Source organism: Streptomyces sp. NPDC050535 (assembly GCF_044457665.1).
In the GTDB taxonomy this organism is placed as follows: Bacteria; Actinomycetota; Actinomycetes; order Streptomycetales; family Streptomycetaceae; genus Streptomyces.
Map to the genome: position 1 here is coordinate 86,711 of NZ_JBITHE010000023.1, position 15,526 is coordinate 102,236.

The window sequence follows — 15,526 nt, forward strand, 5'->3', positions numbered from 1 at the left end:
GTCGCCAAGCTCACGTATCCGCGCCGTGGGCAGGCCCCTAAAATTTGTGTTACTTAACGGTAGTTAGCGCCGCCGCCACAGCATCAGCATCTTTGTTCAGCATCTTTGGAGCGTGAGAGACCTTGGCCGGATCGGCTGATTTCGACCTGTACCGCCCGTCCGAGGAGCACGACATGCTCCGTGACGCGATCCGTTCGCTGGCCGAGGCGAAGATCGCGCCGTTCGCGGCCGCGGTGGACGAGGAGGCCCGTTTCCCCCAGGAGGCCCTGGACGCCCTGGTCGCCGCCGACCTGCACGCGGTGCACGTACCGGAGTCGTACGGCGGCGCGGGCGCGGACGCGCTGGCCACGGTGATCGTGATCGAGGAGGTGGCGCGGGTCTGTGCGTCCTCCTCCCTGATCCCGGCGGTCAACAAACTGGGCTCGCTCCCCGTGATCCTCTCCGGCTCCGAGGACCTCAAGAAGAAGTACCTGGGCCCGCTCGCCAAGGGCGACGCGATGTTCTCGTACGCCCTCTCCGAGCCGGACGCGGGCTCCGACGCGGCGGGCATGAAGACGAAGGCGGTCCGCGACGGCGACTTCTACGTCCTCAACGGCGTGAAGCGCTGGATCACCAACGCCGGCGAGTCCGAGTACTACACGGTGATGGCGGTGACGGACCCGACGAAGCGCTCGAAGGGCATCAGCGCCTTCGTCGTGGAGAAGTCGGACGAGGGTGTCTCCTTCGGCGCCCCGGAGAAGAAGCTGGGCATCAAGGGCTCCCCGACCCGCGAGGTCTACCTCGACAACGTCCGCATCCCCGCCGACCGCATGATCGGCGAGGAGGGCACCGGCTTCGCCACCGCGATGAAGACCCTGGACCACACCCGCATCACGATCGCCGCCCAGGCCCTCGGCATCGCCCAGGGAGCGCTGGACTACGCCAAGGGCTACGTCCAGGAGCGCAAGCAGTTCGGCAAGGCGATCGCCGAGTTCCAGGGCATCCAGTTCATGCTCGCCGACATGGCCATGAAGATCGAGGCCGCCCGCCAACTCACGTACGCGGCGGCGGCCAAGTCGCAGCGCGTCGCCGCCGGAGGTGGAGAAGGTGGCCTCACCTTCCAGGGCGCGGCGGCGAAGTGCTTCGCCTCGGACGTGGCCATGGAGGTCACCACGGACGCCGTCCAGCTCCTCGGCGGGTACGGCTACACCCGCGACTACCCGGTCGAGCGCATGATGCGCGACGCGAAGATCACCCAGATCTACGAGGGCACCAACCAGGTCCAGCGGATCGTGATGGCCCGCAACCTGCCGTAAGGGCGAGGGAGACGAGTGAAGGGCACCCACCGGGTGCCCTTCACTCGTTTCGCCGTGCGGCCGGGCTCAGTTGCCCGACACCGTCACCTTCTCGTCGTTCTTCAGCTCGTTCACCAGCGTCTTGACCTTGGCCTTGTCCCAGAGCAGGTTGCCGTTCGAGGAGCCGGAGATCGGCATGTTCATGGACTTGCCGTCGCCGCCGCTGACGCTCTTCATGGCCCAGAACATGTCGGCGAGGTCCCACAGGCTCATGTCCTTGTCGACGATGAGGCTGTCGAGGCCGGCACCCATGGTCGGGTAGAGCTTGAAGGGGTTCAGGACGGTGCCCGGCGTCGCGACCTGGTTGGCCAGCGCCGAGAGGAACTTCTGCTGGTTCTTCGTACGGTCGAGGTCGCTGCCCGCGAGCGCGTACCGGGTACGGACGAACGCGAGGGCCTGCTCGCCGTTCAGGGTCTGCTTGCCCGCGTCGAAGTCGGCGCCGGACTTGGAGTCCTTCATGCCGCCCTTGGGGATCTCGATCTCCACGCCGCCGACCGAGTCGACGATGTCCGCGAAGCCCGCGAAGCCGATCTCCACGTAGTGGTCGATGCGCAGCCCGGTGTTGAACTCGACGGTACGCACGAGCAGTTCGGGCCCGTCCTCCGCGTACGCCGCGTTGAGCTTCACCTCGCGGCCCGTGCCCTGGTACGTCTTGCCGGACTCGGAGCCCACGAAGCTCGGGATCTCCACGTTCGAGTCACGCGGCAGCGAGACCAGCGTGGAGCCGTTGTCGCCGGTGTGCAGGATCATCATCGAGTCGGTGCGCTTGCCGTCGGCTGAGCCGGTGTGCAGGTCCTTCTTCTCCTCGGCGGACATGCCCTCGCGGCTGTCGGAGCCGACGATCAGGTAGTTCGTGCCCTCACCGGCCTCGGGCCGGTCGATGACCTTGGAGAGATCCACGTCACGGTTGAGCTTGGAGTCGGCCCAGAAGTACGTGCTGACGGAGACCACGACGAGCAGGGTGACCAGGGTGATGGCGGTCCACTTGATCCGCCGGCCCCAGTTCGGCGCGCGGCGCGGACCCCGTCCGCCGCCCGGTCCCTGCGGTCCGCCGCCGTTCGGCGTGCCGTAGACCTGGCCCGAGTTGTAGCCGTTGTCGTACTGGTCGCCGTACCCCTGCCCGTCGACGTACGTCGGCTGCTGGGGCACCCCGCCGTACGGGGGCGCGGACGGGCCGGGGCCCGGCTGGCCACGGCCGACCTGCCGCATGACGCGCGCGCTCTCGGGCTGTGAGCCTGCGCTGCCGCGTCCGTAACGGTTGCTGCGGTTCTCGTCGGGCCATTCGCTCATGCGGACCAGTGTGCAGTGCCGCACTGTGCGCCATACAAGAGAGTGAGCAGATTCATGTCATGCCTGTTGCAGAGCTGATGCAAAACGGACTTTGTGCGCCCCCGGCATAGGGTGGACGCCATGACAGACCAGGCCTCCGGCCCGGAATCCGATATTCCGGGCAAGCCCACCTCCGCGTCCCGAACCACCCTCAGCCACATCATGAGCCACAACGACACCAACCTTCTGGGCACGGTCCACGGTGGCGTGATCATGAAGCTGGTGGACGACGCGGCGGGCGCGGTGGCCGGGCGGCACTCCGGCGGGCCCGCCGTCACCGCCTCGATGGACGAGATGGCCTTCCTGGAGCCCGTCCGCGTGGGCGACCTCGTCCACGTGAAGGCCCAGGTGAACTGGACCGGCCGTACGTCCATGGAGGTCGGCGTCCGCGTCCTGGCCGAGCGCTGGAACGAGTCCACCCCGCCCCAGCAGGTCGGCTCGGCCTACCTGGTCTTCGCCGCGGTCGACGCCGACGGCAAGCCGCGCCGGGTGCCGCCGGTCCTCCCCGAGACCGAACGCGACGAGCGCCGCTACCAGGAGGCCCAGATCCGCCGCACCCACCGCCTCGCCCGCCGCCGCGCGATCATGGACCTCCGCGAAAAACGCGCGGCGGAGGGCCTGGACGAGTAGAGCCCCCGGAGAGCCGCACCGGCCAGTGAGTAGGCCCACCGGACCGCCCGCCGGGTCGGCCGTTGGACCGGCCACTGGGCCATAGCTATTGGGCTGGCAGCCGATCCGGCTGCTGGGCCTGCGCGCCGGGCTCCCGACCGGCCACCGGGTCCGCCGGACCTCTCGCGGGGCCTGCCCGCTGGACCGGCTACCGGGTCTCAAGCCCGGCCACCGGGCCAGCCGCTGGATCGGCTAGCGGTCCGGCCTTCGGGCCTGTCCGTCGGCCCGACCGCCGAGTCCGCCCTGCCGGGCCGGCCTCCGAGCCCCCGGACCGGCCACTAGGTCGACTACCGGCCTGCCCACTCGGGCGCCCGACCGCCCGCCGGGCCAGGCAGCCGTCGGGACGGGCTGCCGCCGGGCCAGGCCGCCGCCGGGACGGGCTAAGGGCAGATCACCTGATCCCCGGTCGTCACGCCGAACTCGCCCTGGTACGGGTCGTCGGCCCGTACCTTTCGTACGTCCTTGAAGTCCGCACCCGCGGTGACCTTCAGCAGGGGCCCCCGCCCCTTGACCGCGCGGAGCTCGGCGCCCGGCAGGGCCGCGGCGAGGGACTTCGCGGAGCGGTCCCAGCGGGGGTCGTAGGAGATGACGGTGCGCTTCAGGGCGCGGTCCGCCGCGCTGACGGGCTGCCGGGTCGTACGGAACCCGGTGGCGGCGAGCGCGCTGTCGAGGCGCTTGCCGAGGCCCGCGGTGGCCGTGCCGTTCTCGACCTGGACGCGGATCTGCTGCGGGGCCACGTCGACACGCAGGGCCTTGTCCGTGCGCGGCCTGCGTACCGCCAGGGGCCTGTCCTCGCGCAGCGCCTGGAAGAGCTTCCCCGACTTGGCGGGGTCCCACTTCAGGGTCGAGCCGACGCCCTTGACGGCGTATCCCATCTGCCCGATCGGCACGGTCGTGAACTCGGACGAGGAGGGCGAGAAGTCCCGCATCGCCCGCCCGAGGTCGAGCAGTTCGTCCGTGCCGAACCCCTTGTCCGCGCGCACGGACCCGAGCACCGCCCGGGTCACGTCACGGAACTTCATCGGGTTCAGCAGCACCCCCGACGAGGTGGCCCGGGCGATCAGCGCCGCCAGGAAACGCTGCTGGCGCTGCATCCGGCCGAGGTCGGAGGACCCGTCGGCATGGCGGGAGCGGACGTACTGGAGCGCCTGCCCGCCGGTCAGCCGGTGCGAGCCGGCCGCGAGGTCGAGTCCGGTGTAGGAGTCCTTCAGCGGCTTCACGGAGCAGATCTCCACGCCGCCGAGCTCGTCCACCGTCTTCATGAAACTGGTGAAGTCGACCTCCAGGTAGTGGTCGATCTTCACGCGGGTCATGCTCTCCACCGTGCGCACGGTCAGCTGTGGCCCGCCCTCGGCGTACGCCGCGTTGATCTTGATCGGGTGCGCGCCGTGCTTCTCGCCGGTGGTCCGGTCGGTGTGCGCGGGCGTCTCGGCGTACGAGTCGCGCGGCAGGCTCACGACGCTGGCCCGCTCCCGGTCCTCCGAGATGTGCACGATCATGATCGTGTCGGTGCAGTGGCAGGGCGCGCCGCCCAGCCGGTACCTGCGCCGCTCCGCCTGCGAGATCCGGTCCCGGCCGTCGGTGCCGACCAGCAGCACGTTCATGCCGTGGCCGGCCTCGGGACGGTTCTTCATGTCCTTGAAGGGGTCGACCCGGGTGATGTCCGCGTCCAGGCTGGTGACCACCGCGTGTCCGATGCCCGCCGCGGCGAGCACCAGCACCGAGAGCGTGGTCACCGCCCGCATGGCCCAGCGCGGCTTCTTGCGCCGTACGGTGGGCCGCCGCGCGGGGGACGGCCGCGGGCGGCGAGGGGGGCGTGCGGGGGAGCGGGGCGGCGTGGGCAAGGGGATACCTCCGCGAGGGCCGGCCGTGGGATCCGTGAGCACAGTAGGCCCATACGATCTGCGGCCCGGGGCGGAGGCGGGGCGGCGCGCGACCGTGTCCCCCATTCGCGGTAACGTGGCGCCCGATGAGCGAGAAGTCTGACGTGCGGTCTCCCGCCGTTTCTGTGATCATGCCCGTCCTCGACGAGGAGCGGCACCTGCGCGGGTCCGTCCAAGCGATCCTGGCGCAGGAGTACGACGGCGAGATGGAGGTCGTGCTCGCCGTCGGACCGTCCTCCGACCGCACGGAGGAGATCGCCGCCGAACTGGTGCGCGAGACCGCGTCCCATGACAACAAGCGCGTGCACACCGTGCCGAACCCGGCCGGCCGCACCCCCGCCGCGCTGAACGCCGCGATCAAGGCGTCCCGCCACCCCATCGTCGTACGCGTCGACGGGCACGGCATGCTCTCGCCGAACTACATCGCGACGGCCGTACGTCTCCTGGAGGAGACCGGCGCGCAGAACGTCGGCGGGATCATGCACGCCGAGGGCGAGAACGACTGGGAGCACGCGGTCGCCGCCGCGATGACCTCGAAGATCGGGGTGGGCAACGCCGCCTTCCACACGGGGGGCGAGGCCGCGCCCGCCGAGACCGTGTACCTCGGTGTCTTCCGCCGCGAGGCGCTGGAGCAACAGGGCGGCTACAACGAGGAGTTCATCCGCGCCCAGGACTGGGAGCTGAACTTCCGGATCAGGGAGGCGGGCGGCCTCATCTGGTTCTCGCCCGAGCTGCGGGTGTCGTACCGCCCGAGGCCCTCCGTGCGCGCGCTCGCCAAGCAGTACAAGGACTACGGTCGCTGGCGTCACGTCGTCGCCCGCTTCCACGAGGGCTCCATCAACCTGCGCTACCTCGCCCCGCCGACCGCGGTGTGCGCGATCGTGGCGGGCGTGGTGGTCGGCGCGGCGGTGACGCCCTGGGGTTTCGTCGTCCCCGGCGGCTACCTCGCGGCCATCGCCCTCGGCTCGCTGCCCGCGGGCAGGGGCCTGCCGCTGAAGGCCCGGCTCCAGATCCCCGTCGCCCTCGCCACGATGCACATGTCCTGGGGCTGGGGCTTCCTCACCAGCCCGAAGGCACTGGCCCGCAAGGTCATCGCGTCCCGGCGCCCGGCGGTACTCACCTCCAACTGAGCTGCTTCGCAAACGAGTTGGGCCCCTCTCGACTGGAGAGGGGCCCAACTCACTTTCCGGCGGGTGTGGTTCGGTTACCAGGTGTAGTCCGGGTCCACGTGCATACAGGCCTTGCTGTCGGCGCCGTTGAGGGCCTCCGCCGTGTCGGGCGTCGTGTTGTCCTCCGACTCGGCCTTGTACGCCGTGCCCTCGCGCCAGTCGGCGCCGACCACGAGCGTGATCCCGGAGACGCCCGTCGACTTCTCCACCGAACTCGTCGGGATACCGAGGGACTTGGCGATCCGCCTGGCGTCGCCCTCCAGGTCGGCGCTCGGGTAGCGGATCAGCGTCTTGTCCTCGGCGGTCGCCGCCGTCTGCTCGGCCGTGGCCCGGGTGAAGCCCTTGCCGACCAGCAGCTCGGCCACCGTGCTCGCGCGCCCGCCGACCGGGGACTGCGTGGAGGTCCGCGTGCCGTTGCGCACGGCCACGCCGATCTTGTCGTCCGCGGCGGCCGGGTCCGAGGACGCCTCCTCGGTGGCCGCCTTCTTCTTGTCCTTGCCGTCGAGCGCGATGTCCTCGCGCACGAGACGGAACAGCTTGGCCGCGTCGTCCGTGGGCACCACGCGCGCGCCGACGTAACGATTCGGCATGGTCGTCATCGTGATCCGGCCCGGCTTGACCTTCTTCAGCTCGTTGCTGAGGTTGTAGAGCTTGTTCACGCTGCCCAGGCCCTTGTCGACGGTCAGCGCCTTGGTGGCCGTCTCGGCGAGCTTGCGCAGCTTGTTGGGGCTGGAGATCGTGGTGTTCTCGCGCAGCTGGCGGACCATCGAGTTCATGTACTGGTGCTGGGCCTCGGCGCGCGCCAGGTCGCTGCCGTCCTCGAAGCCGTACCGCGTGCGCAGCCACTGCAGGGCCTGTTCGCCCTGGATGTAGGTGGTGCCCTCCTTCAGCTTCAGGCCCGAGCCCTTGCCGGAGGACGTGTGCGAGTAGATGTTGGCGTCCACGCAGACGGGGACGCCGCCGATGGCGTCCGCCATCGACACGACACCCGAGAAGTCGATCTGCATGAAGTGGTCGATGTGGATGTCGGTCAGCTTCTCCCAGGTGGCCACCGTGCAGCCGGGTCCGCCCCGGCCGAGCGTCTGGTTGGTCATCGTGGGAAGCGTGCTCGCCGCGTACACCTCGCCGTCGTCCGGGTCCGTGCACTTGGGAATGTCCAGGAGGGTGTCGCGCGGCATACTGACGACCGACATGTTGGTGCGGTCCGCGGAGAGGTGCAGAAGCATCTGGACGTCCGCGAGCGGGGTGCCGCCGAACGTCTCCTTCGCGCCGCCCAGTTCCTGGTTCTCCGCGGTGTCCCGGGCGTCCGAGCCGATCAGGAGGATGTTCAGCGGGGTCTGGCCGGCCGCGTTCGCCTCGGACTGGGCGGCGCGGTCCTTCGCGTCGCCGATGTTCAGGTCGTCCTTCTTGATGTTGTCGTTCAGGTGCTGGTAGTAGAGATAACCGGCACCCGCGGTGCCAAGTATCAGGACCGCCAGAACCATCGCCGACCAGCGCAGGACGCGGCGTCTGCGACGCGGGCGTCCCGCGCCCTCACGTCTGCCGCCACCGCCACCGCCACCGCCGCCGCGCGAGCGGCTCCCCTGCGCCTTGAGGGCCATCGTGTCCTCTGCCGTAGGGCTGTCGGGCGCCTGACCGGAGTCGCCGCTGGTTCCCCTGCCGGAACCGCCTTCTGTCCCCTGGCCGGAATGGCCGGCGGCGCTTTGACGGGCTTCGGCGATCGCCGCCTGCAGGGGACTCCCGTCGGCCGCGGGACCGGGATCGCCGTCCGTCACCTGCCCGGTTCCGCCGTCGGCCCCCCGGCCGGGCTCACCGCTCCCGTCGTACAGGCTGTCGTCCCAGCCCAGGTCATCGGCCCCCCGGCCGTGTGACTGTGATTTCTCCCCGCGCACACCACTTCGCGCCATCTCCCTGCCCCTCCCCACCCTGCGCCTGACAAACGGGCCCGTCCCGCGTCCAGTTGAACGTTTCTCGCGTTCAAGTCGAACGCGCTGTCGTCCTGTTGGACGCGTGACGGACCCGTTAGGTCATCACTTGGCGCACACTGTTTTGTCCGCGGTGGACTTCTCGACACTCTCCGGCGCCTTTGCCGGAGCGGTCAGGGACACCCCCGCGCCCTTGAAGTCCTTGCCCAGGGTCAGCACGATCGCGGGCAGACCCTGCGAGTTCGTCTCGCTCTTGCCAGGCTTCATCGCCGAACCGGACAGTCCCATGAGATCCGCCAGCTTGCGCGCCTGATCGGCCTGGTCGGGAGAGTACTCGAGGGTCGTCTTGCTCAGCGTTTTCTCGGCGTTGCCGAGCTGGCTGGACTTGAGCACGCCCTCATCATTCTGCAACCAGTTGAGTGTTTCCTGTGCGGAGCCGGATTCGGCGCCGCCGTTGTAGATGTTGACCCGGACGTCGGCGGCGGCGGACTGGGTGCCCTTGAGCCGGGCGGCGACCGCGGCCGCCTCCTTCTTCTCCTGTGCCTTCACCTCGGTGAACGACACATCGTCCTTGACCATGTCGAAGACGGGCTGAGCCGTGGTCGGGTTGACGACGACCGTCGCCTTGACCACCTCGGCGGGGTTGTCGACGACCGGCGTCGTGAGGAAGGTGATGTTCTTCGGCGGCACCTTCTTCAGCTCCAGGGCAACGTCCTTGAGCGTGCTGACCTTGCCGATACCGGTGTCCACGGTCAGCGCCTTGGTGGCGGCCTCGGCCAGCTTCACCAGCTTGGTGGGGCTGGTGAGGGTGTCGCTGGAGGACATCTTGCGCATCAGCGAGGCCAGGAACTGCTGCTGGACCTTGATGCGGTCGAGGTCGCCCGAGTTGCCGAAGGCGTGCCGGGTGCGCAGGAAGGCGAGCGCCGTCTCGCCCTCGATCGTGTGCTTGCCCGCGGAGAGTTTGAGCTTGGAGTCGTCGTCGTCGACGTCCTTGGCGAGGCAGACCTCGACGCCGCCCACCGCGGTGGTCAGCGTCTTGACGGCGTTGAAGTCGGCCATCATGAAGTGGTCGACGGAGATTCCGGTGGCCGCCTTGACCGTGCGCATCGTGCAGCCCGGGTCCCGGCCGTCCTGGCCGAGACTGGTGTTGAAACGGACGCCCGTCGTGCCCGGGATGACCTCGGCGGTGCCGTCCGACTGCTTCGTCTCGCAGTCGGGGACATCGACGATCAGGTCGCGCGGAATGCTCAGCGCGGTCGCGTTCGTACGGTCCTTGGAGACGTGCAGGAGGATGCTGGTGTCGGCGTGACCGACGCTGCCCGAGTCGCCGTAGGCCTCGTTGCCCTCACCGGTGCGCTTGTCCGTGCCGATGATGAGGATGTTGAAGGCTTCGTCCTTGCTGAAGCTGCTCGAGCCCGCGCTGCCGACGTCCGTCGTGGTGACGTTGCCCTCGAGGTGCTTGAGGTAGAGGTATCCGCCCGCGCTGGCGGCGACGACCACGAAGGCCATCGTGCCGCCGGTCCACAGCAGGATCTTCTTCGCCTTCGACTTCTTGGGCTTCGTGCGTCCCCGCCGCCGGCCCGGAGGCGGTTCGGCGGGCGCGCCGCGGCGCCTGCGCGGCCCCGGCACATCGGTGTCGGGCACGCCGCCCGGAGCCTCGCCGGGCTCCCGGACCGGCGTGCTGCGTGAGCCCGTCGTGGCACTCCCCGCGCCGCGGGCAGATCTACGAGGACCGGGGACTGGTGATTGCGGTGCGGAAGGCCGCAGTCGCAGTTCGTAGTCGCCGGTGTTCGGGTTGAGTACCCACTGGTCTGCGGGGTCGATATCGTCCGCCCGCTCACGGCCTTGCGCGTCCACGGTTGCTTAAGTCCTCCGTCGGGGCCACGCGGCGCCTTTTCCCCCTACAAAAGGCGCTCGTCAGTCGGTCCAGCAGCGCACGACCGCAGGACAGACCTGTAGGCCGGAGCACCGGATCGCTCACACTATCCGCCCAGTTCAGCGTCAAGCGACGACAGTGAGAAATTGCACCTGCCTACAACTGGGCAATCTGCCCTATTTCTCAGAGAGTTCTTAGTTGGGGGGTTCCCGGCCTTGACGCGGGTTTTACCCGCAGGCGTCCTCGGCGGCCGTGTTCCCCCGGAAAGTCGGCGCCGGGTCGGGAGTCCCCGAAGCTCTGCCCGCACCTTTGAACGAGCTCTTCGCGACGGAATCCGCCGCATCCTCCGGAAGATCTTTCGAGACCGTCACCGGTTCGTCCGCACGCAGCCGCGTGAAGAGCTCCCGCGCCGCGGGCTGCACGAGCTGGTCCCGATTGGCGTTGTAGACGTACGACGTCCGGGGCACCGTCAGGAACTGCACCCGTTCCGTGGGGATGTCGCGCATCCCGCGCACGAGGTCGTACAGCCCGCGCAGGCTGGCCAGCGCCGGGTCCGTGGTGAGCGACGAGGTGGCCGCGTCGAGCACGGGGTAGAGCTTGGCGGGGTTGAGCAGGACGTCGTTGCCGCGCACCTTGCTGACCAGCGCGCCGAGGAAGCGCTGCTGGCGGTCCATCCGGTCGGTGTCGCTGCCGTTGCCGATGCTCTTGCGGGCGCGGACGTAGCCGAGGGACTGTTCGCCGTCGAGCGTCACCCTGCCCGCGGGCAGCTTCAGCTTGGCTTCCTTGTCGTCGATCGGCTCCCGCAGACACACCTGGACGCCGTCGACGGCGTCGACCATCTCCTTGAAGCCGTTGAAGTCGACGACCATGTGGTGGTCGACGCGGACGTTCGTGAGCTTCTCGACGGTGCGGATCGTGCAGGCCGAACCGCCCTTCTGGAAGGCGTAGTTGAACATCGCGAGCATCGGCTCGGTGCGGCCGCCGTCCGGCCGGCGGCAGCTCGGCACGTCCACCATCAGGTCGCGGGGGAGGGAGACGGCGGTCGCGCTGCGCCGGTCCGCGGCGAGGTGCAGCAGGATCGTGGTGTCGGACCGCTCGGTGCCGGAGTCCCGCCCGTACTTCGCGTTGCCGTCCCCGGCCCGCGAGTCCGACCCGATGAGCAGGATGTTCTGGGCGCCGCGCACCAGTGCGGTGGGCCGCTCCTTCTCGTACCGGGCGAGTTCGGTCGCGGCGTCGTTGTCCGCCGTGATGTTCCCGTTCAGTTTCTCGTACGCCGCCCAGCCGGCTCCCGCCGCACCGACCACCAGGACCGCGACACCGATCGCGGTGTAGCGCAGCCAGCGCCTGCGGCGACGTACGACACCGGCGCCGGTGGGGGTGGCGCCGAGTTCCGGGCCCAGGGCGCCGGGGGTGGCCGCATGCTCAGGCGCTCCGGACGGCGTGCCTGCGGTGTCGGTCACGTCGGAGTCCACCCCTCCTGGCGTACGAGCCTGTCGCGTACTGCGTGCTCCTACGACCATGGCCCGGCCCGGGGCCCGGGGCCGGACGCTGATGGGCCGAACGGGTTACGCCGGACGGCCGGGACGCGTCGCCGGGGGCGCGGGTGATCGTGCGGCGGGCCCGCGCTTCGAGGGCGGTCCTGCGCGGTGAAGAGGGCTGGCGCGTCGCGGGCGACCTCGGGCCGGGAAGGCGCCCGGCGGTTCGAGAGAGCCCGGCGGGCCGGGAAGGTGTCCGCGCTCCGAGGGCGGCCGTGGCCCGCCGAGGCACCCCGCCCTGAGGGCCTAGCGAGCCGTAGCCGTCACCCGTTCGCTTTCGATCCGCTTGGCGACCGCGTCCTCGCCGAGCTGGTCGAGGTGGCGGCACAGCACCACGGACCCCCCGGTGGCGAGCGCCGCGTACAGTCCCGCGCTGAGCCCCTCCCAGGTGTCGTACGGCAGCGCGGACAGGATCCGCGACCCCGGCCCCGTCAGGCCGAGCGGCGGCGCGTCCGCCCTGGCCCGCTCGACGACCTCCGCCCCCGTGTACTGCGCCCCGGAGACGATCAGAGCCGCCTCCTCGGGATCCACGGGCGCGTACGCCTGGAAACGGTCCCCCTGCGTCGGCACCTCGACGGCGTAGTCGGCGTATCCGGCGGGCGGCGTCGGAAAGCGCCGCCCCAGCGGTGCGAGGGAGAGCGCGACCCGGTCGCCGGAGCAGGCGAGGCCGGCCTCGAACTCGCCGGGCCCGGCGACGACGTGGTCCGCCGCGGCCGGGTCGCCCCCGACGTCCGCGACGACACCCACCGAGGAGCACGCCAGCAGCCACACCGCGGTCTGCCAGTGCGCGGGCAGCAGCAGCGCGACCCGGTCACCGGGTTCGGCGGACAGCTCGTTCTGGAGGAGGTTGGCGGTCTTGGCCACCCAATTGGCGAAGGTGGCCACGGACAATTCGATCCGTTCGCCCGTGGCGTCGTCGTAGAAGGTCACCAGAGGGCGCGCGGGGTCCGCGGCGAGCGCGGATCGCAGCAGGTCGGCGGGGGTGCGGTCGGTGGCGTTCACGCGGGCAAGCGTACGCGGGGGAGAGGGCGCGCCGGGCGCGGGGCGGGCCCCCCGGGCCACCGGTTCGGACGAGTGGCACCCGACGGTCCGTCAATTCCCGGATAGACAGATATGTATGACTATGTCCAGGATCAGGGGCATGCGTGGATTCCTCGTTTCCTCGGCCGGCGTCACCTGCGCGGCCGCTCTCGCCCTTCCGCTGGCCCTGCCCGCTCCGGCGCAGGCCCGCCCACCGGTGGTGACATCCGAGCCCGCTGTCGCCGGCGGTACCCAGTCCCTGCCACTCGCCCCGCTCGGCGGCGAGCGCGCCCTCGGCTCCGCCGCCCCCGAACAGGGGCTCAACCGCCGCGACGTACGGCCCTTCTCGCTCGTCGGCGTCGTCTGGGACAACCCGGACAGCGAACTGCGCGGCCGGGTCCAGGTCCGTACCCGTGCCGCCGCCAACGGCCACTGGTCCGGCTGGCAGGACGTCGAGACGCACAACCACGAACACGCGGCCGACCCGGACACCGCCGAAGGCGAGTCAGGCCGGGTGCGCGGATCCACGGCGCCGCTGTGGGTGGGCGACTCCGACGGCGTCGAGGTGCGCGTCCAGGCGGAAATGGACGAGCGCGCGACGGCGGCGGGCGACTCGCCGCTCCCCAGGGGGCTGCGTCTCGAACTCGTCGCCCCCGGCGCGGACGCCGTCCCCACGGGCGCGCGACCGGACGTCCAGCGCGCCGGTGCGCCTCGGGAGCTTGCGCGCGGTGAGGCACCGGCGCACGCCCCGCGTGCAGGCGCACTCCCCGCCGCGTACGCCCCCGGGTCCGCCGACAACGCCGACCTCGACCCCACCAGCGCCGGCGAGATCCCCGAGCTCGCCCCGAACGTGATCCCCGCGCTCTCCCAACTGGAGACGGAGCGCGAGTTCCTCGCCGAGCGTCCGGCGGGCGATCAGCGCGTGAAACCGCACATCGGCCCGCGCCCGCGCATCGTCACGCGCAAGGGCTGGGGGGCGGACGAGAAGCTGCGCGAGCGCGGGTTCGTCTACTCGAAGAAGGTCAGGGCCGCCTTCGTGCACCACACGGCCTCGGGCAACAACTACCGCTGCTCACAGGTCCCTTCGGTCATCCGCAGTATCTACCGCTACCACGTGGTGAGCAGCGGCTGGCGGGACATCGGCTACAACTTCCTCGTCGACAAGTGCGGAAACATCTACGAAGGCCGTGCCGGTGGCGTGGCGAAGGCCGTGACGGGCGCCCACACCCTCGGGTTCAACACCGACAGCATGGGGATCGCCGTCCTCGGCAGCTTCGGCTCGGCGAAGCCCTCCAAATCCGCCGTTACGGCCATCGCGAAGCTCACGGCGTGGAAACTGGGCCTCTTCGGAGTCAATCCGCGCGGAAAGACATATCTGAAGTCCGGCGGTGGCAATCTCTACAAAAAGGGAAAGAACGTACGACTGAACGTGATCTCCGGCCATCGGGACGGGTTCAACACGGAGTGTCCGGGTTGGCAGATGTACACCAAACTCGGCACCGCCCGTAAGGCAGCGGCCAAGTATCAGGGCAGGTAGACGGCCGGGCAGCACGGAAGAAACCGCACCGCCGGCCGTCGACAACGCCATCGAACGGTCTGCATACACTGGCCGGCCGAAACACAGTTCGGCCGGTCCCGGCAGGAAGCAGAGACGACAGGTGACAGAAGCGATCCTCCTGGTCGGCGGCAGAGGCACCAGACTGCGCCCGCTCACGGTGCACACCCCCAAGCCGATGGTTCCGGCGGCCGGGGTCCCCTTCCTCACCCACCAGCTGGCGCGGGCGAGGGCGGCGGGCGTCGAGCACATCGTCCTGGCGACCTCCTACCTGGCCGAGGTCTTCGAGCCGTACTTCGGCGACGGCTCCTCGCTCGGCCTCCACCTCGAGTACGTCACCGAGGAGGAGCCCCTCGGCACCGGGGGCGCCATCCGCAACGTGGCCTCCCGGCTGCGTTCGGGTCCCGACGACCCGGTCCTGATCTTCAACGGCGACATCCTGACCGGGCTGGACATCCAGGCCCTGGTCCGCACGCACGGGACGACGGGCGCGGACGTCTCCCTCCACCTCACCCGTGTCGAGGACCCGCGCGCGTTCGGCCTGGTCCCCACGGACGCCACCGGCCGCGTGACCGCCTTCCTGGAGAAGCCCCAGACCCCCGAGGAGATCGTCACCGACCAGATCAACGCGGGGGCGTACGTCTTCCGCCGCTCGGTCATCGACACGATCCCCGCGGGCCGCCCGGTCTCGGTGGAGCGCGAGACCTTCCCGGAGCTGCTGGCCACCGGAGCCCACCTCCAGGGCATGGTCGACTCCACCTACTGGCTCGACCTGGGCACCCCCCAGGCCTTCGTACGCGGCTCCGCGGACCTCGTCCTCGGCCGCGCACCGTCGCCGGCCGTCCCCGGCCGCTGCGGTGACCGGCTGGTCCTGCCCACGGCCACCGTCGCCCCGGACGCCAAGCTGACCGGCGGCACGGTCGTCGGCGAGGGCGCGCACATCGGCGAGGGCGCCCGCATCACCGGCAGCGCCATCCTCCCCGGCGCCGTCGTCGAACCAGGCGCCGTCATCACCGACTCCCTCATCGGCGCCCGCGCCCGCATCGGCGAACGCTCCATCCTCACCGCCACCGTCATCGGCGACGGCGCGGTGGTCGGCCCCGACAACGAACTCCGCGAGGGCGTCCGGGTGTGGTGCGACGCGAGGATCCCGGGCGGCTCGATCCGCTTCTCGTCCGACCAGTAGCCATTTCCAGCCCGTCCGGCGCTTGAGGACGAGCGCGAAGCGCGA

General features: G+C 70.3%; 11 protein-coding genes. 5 read left to right on the top strand and 6 right to left on the bottom strand.

Translation table 11 applies throughout. The features are described from left to right. Positions 1–122 precede the first annotated feature (122 nt). Positions 123–1,295: an acyl-CoA dehydrogenase family protein gene (locus ACIBLC_RS35075; protein ID WP_399215435.1), complete on the top strand. Its 1,173-nt coding sequence runs from the start codon at positions 123–125 to the stop codon at positions 1,293–1,295. Positions 1,296–1,361: 66 nt separating this feature from the next. Here ACIBLC_RS35075 and ACIBLC_RS35080 read toward each other — a convergent pair whose 3' ends face one another. Further along, the gene (locus ACIBLC_RS35080; RefSeq protein WP_399215437.1) at positions 1,362–2,624 is read right to left on the bottom strand and encodes an LCP family protein; all 1,263 of its coding nucleotides are present in this window, start codon (positions 2,622–2,624) and stop codon (positions 1,362–1,364) included. A 120-nt stretch (positions 2,625–2,744) separates the two neighbouring features. Between ACIBLC_RS35080 and ACIBLC_RS35085 the strand changes: the two genes are divergently transcribed. Continuing rightward, a complete protein-coding gene (locus ACIBLC_RS35085) occupies positions 2,745–3,293 on the top strand; it encodes an acyl-CoA thioesterase (protein WP_399215438.1) in 549 nt (182 codons plus the stop codon). A 419-nt stretch (positions 3,294–3,712) separates the two neighbouring features. Here the strand turns inward: ACIBLC_RS35085 and ACIBLC_RS35090 are convergent, their stop codons facing one another. Next, positions 3,713–5,077, bottom strand: a complete 1,365-nt coding sequence (locus ACIBLC_RS35090) for an LCP family protein (protein ID WP_399215439.1) — start codon at positions 5,075–5,077, stop codon at positions 3,713–3,715. A 224-nt stretch (positions 5,078–5,301) separates the two neighbouring features. On the opposite strand from ACIBLC_RS35090, the gene ACIBLC_RS35095 reads away from it, so the two are divergent. Then, the gene (locus tag ACIBLC_RS35095) at positions 5,302–6,345 is read left to right on the top strand and encodes a glycosyltransferase family 2 protein (RefSeq protein ID WP_399215440.1); all 1,044 of its coding nucleotides are present in this window, start codon (positions 5,302–5,304) and stop codon (positions 6,343–6,345) included. Between the two features lie 74 nt (positions 6,346–6,419). Here ACIBLC_RS35095 and ACIBLC_RS35100 read toward each other — a convergent pair whose 3' ends face one another. The 4 genes from ACIBLC_RS35100 to ACIBLC_RS35115 form a co-directional block, all read right to left on the bottom strand. Further along, a complete protein-coding gene (locus tag ACIBLC_RS35100; RefSeq protein WP_399215441.1) occupies positions 6,420–8,291 on the bottom strand; it encodes an LCP family protein in 1,872 nt (623 codons plus the stop codon). A 123-nt stretch (positions 8,292–8,414) separates the two neighbouring features. Beyond that, entirely contained in the window at positions 8,415–10,166 is a 1,752-nt protein-coding gene (locus tag ACIBLC_RS35105; RefSeq protein WP_399215442.1) for an LCP family protein, read from the bottom strand. A gap of 246 nt (positions 10,167–10,412) precedes the next feature. After that, complete coding sequence (locus tag ACIBLC_RS35110) at positions 10,413–11,645, bottom strand: LCP family protein (protein WP_399215443.1); 1,233 nt, start codon at positions 11,643–11,645, stop codon at positions 10,413–10,415. Positions 11,646–11,966: 321 nt separating this feature from the next. After that, positions 11,967–12,722, bottom strand: coding sequence for a TIGR03089 family protein (locus ACIBLC_RS35115; protein ID WP_399215444.1), 756 nt, complete (start codon positions 12,720–12,722; stop codon positions 11,967–11,969). Between the two features lie 139 nt (positions 12,723–12,861). Here ACIBLC_RS35115 and ACIBLC_RS35120 point away from each other — a divergent pair, with 139 nt between their 5' ends. Together ACIBLC_RS35120 and ACIBLC_RS35125 are read left to right on the top strand one after the other, a co-directional pair. After that, the gene (locus tag ACIBLC_RS35120; RefSeq protein ID WP_399215445.1) at positions 12,862–14,277 is read left to right on the top strand and encodes an N-acetylmuramoyl-L-alanine amidase; all 1,416 of its coding nucleotides are present in this window, start codon (positions 12,862–12,864) and stop codon (positions 14,275–14,277) included. A gap of 121 nt (positions 14,278–14,398) precedes the next feature. Beyond that, the gene (locus ACIBLC_RS35125; protein ID WP_399215446.1) at positions 14,399–15,481 is read left to right on the top strand and encodes a sugar phosphate nucleotidyltransferase; all 1,083 of its coding nucleotides are present in this window, start codon (positions 14,399–14,401) and stop codon (positions 15,479–15,481) included. Positions 15,482–15,526 lie beyond the last annotated feature (45 nt).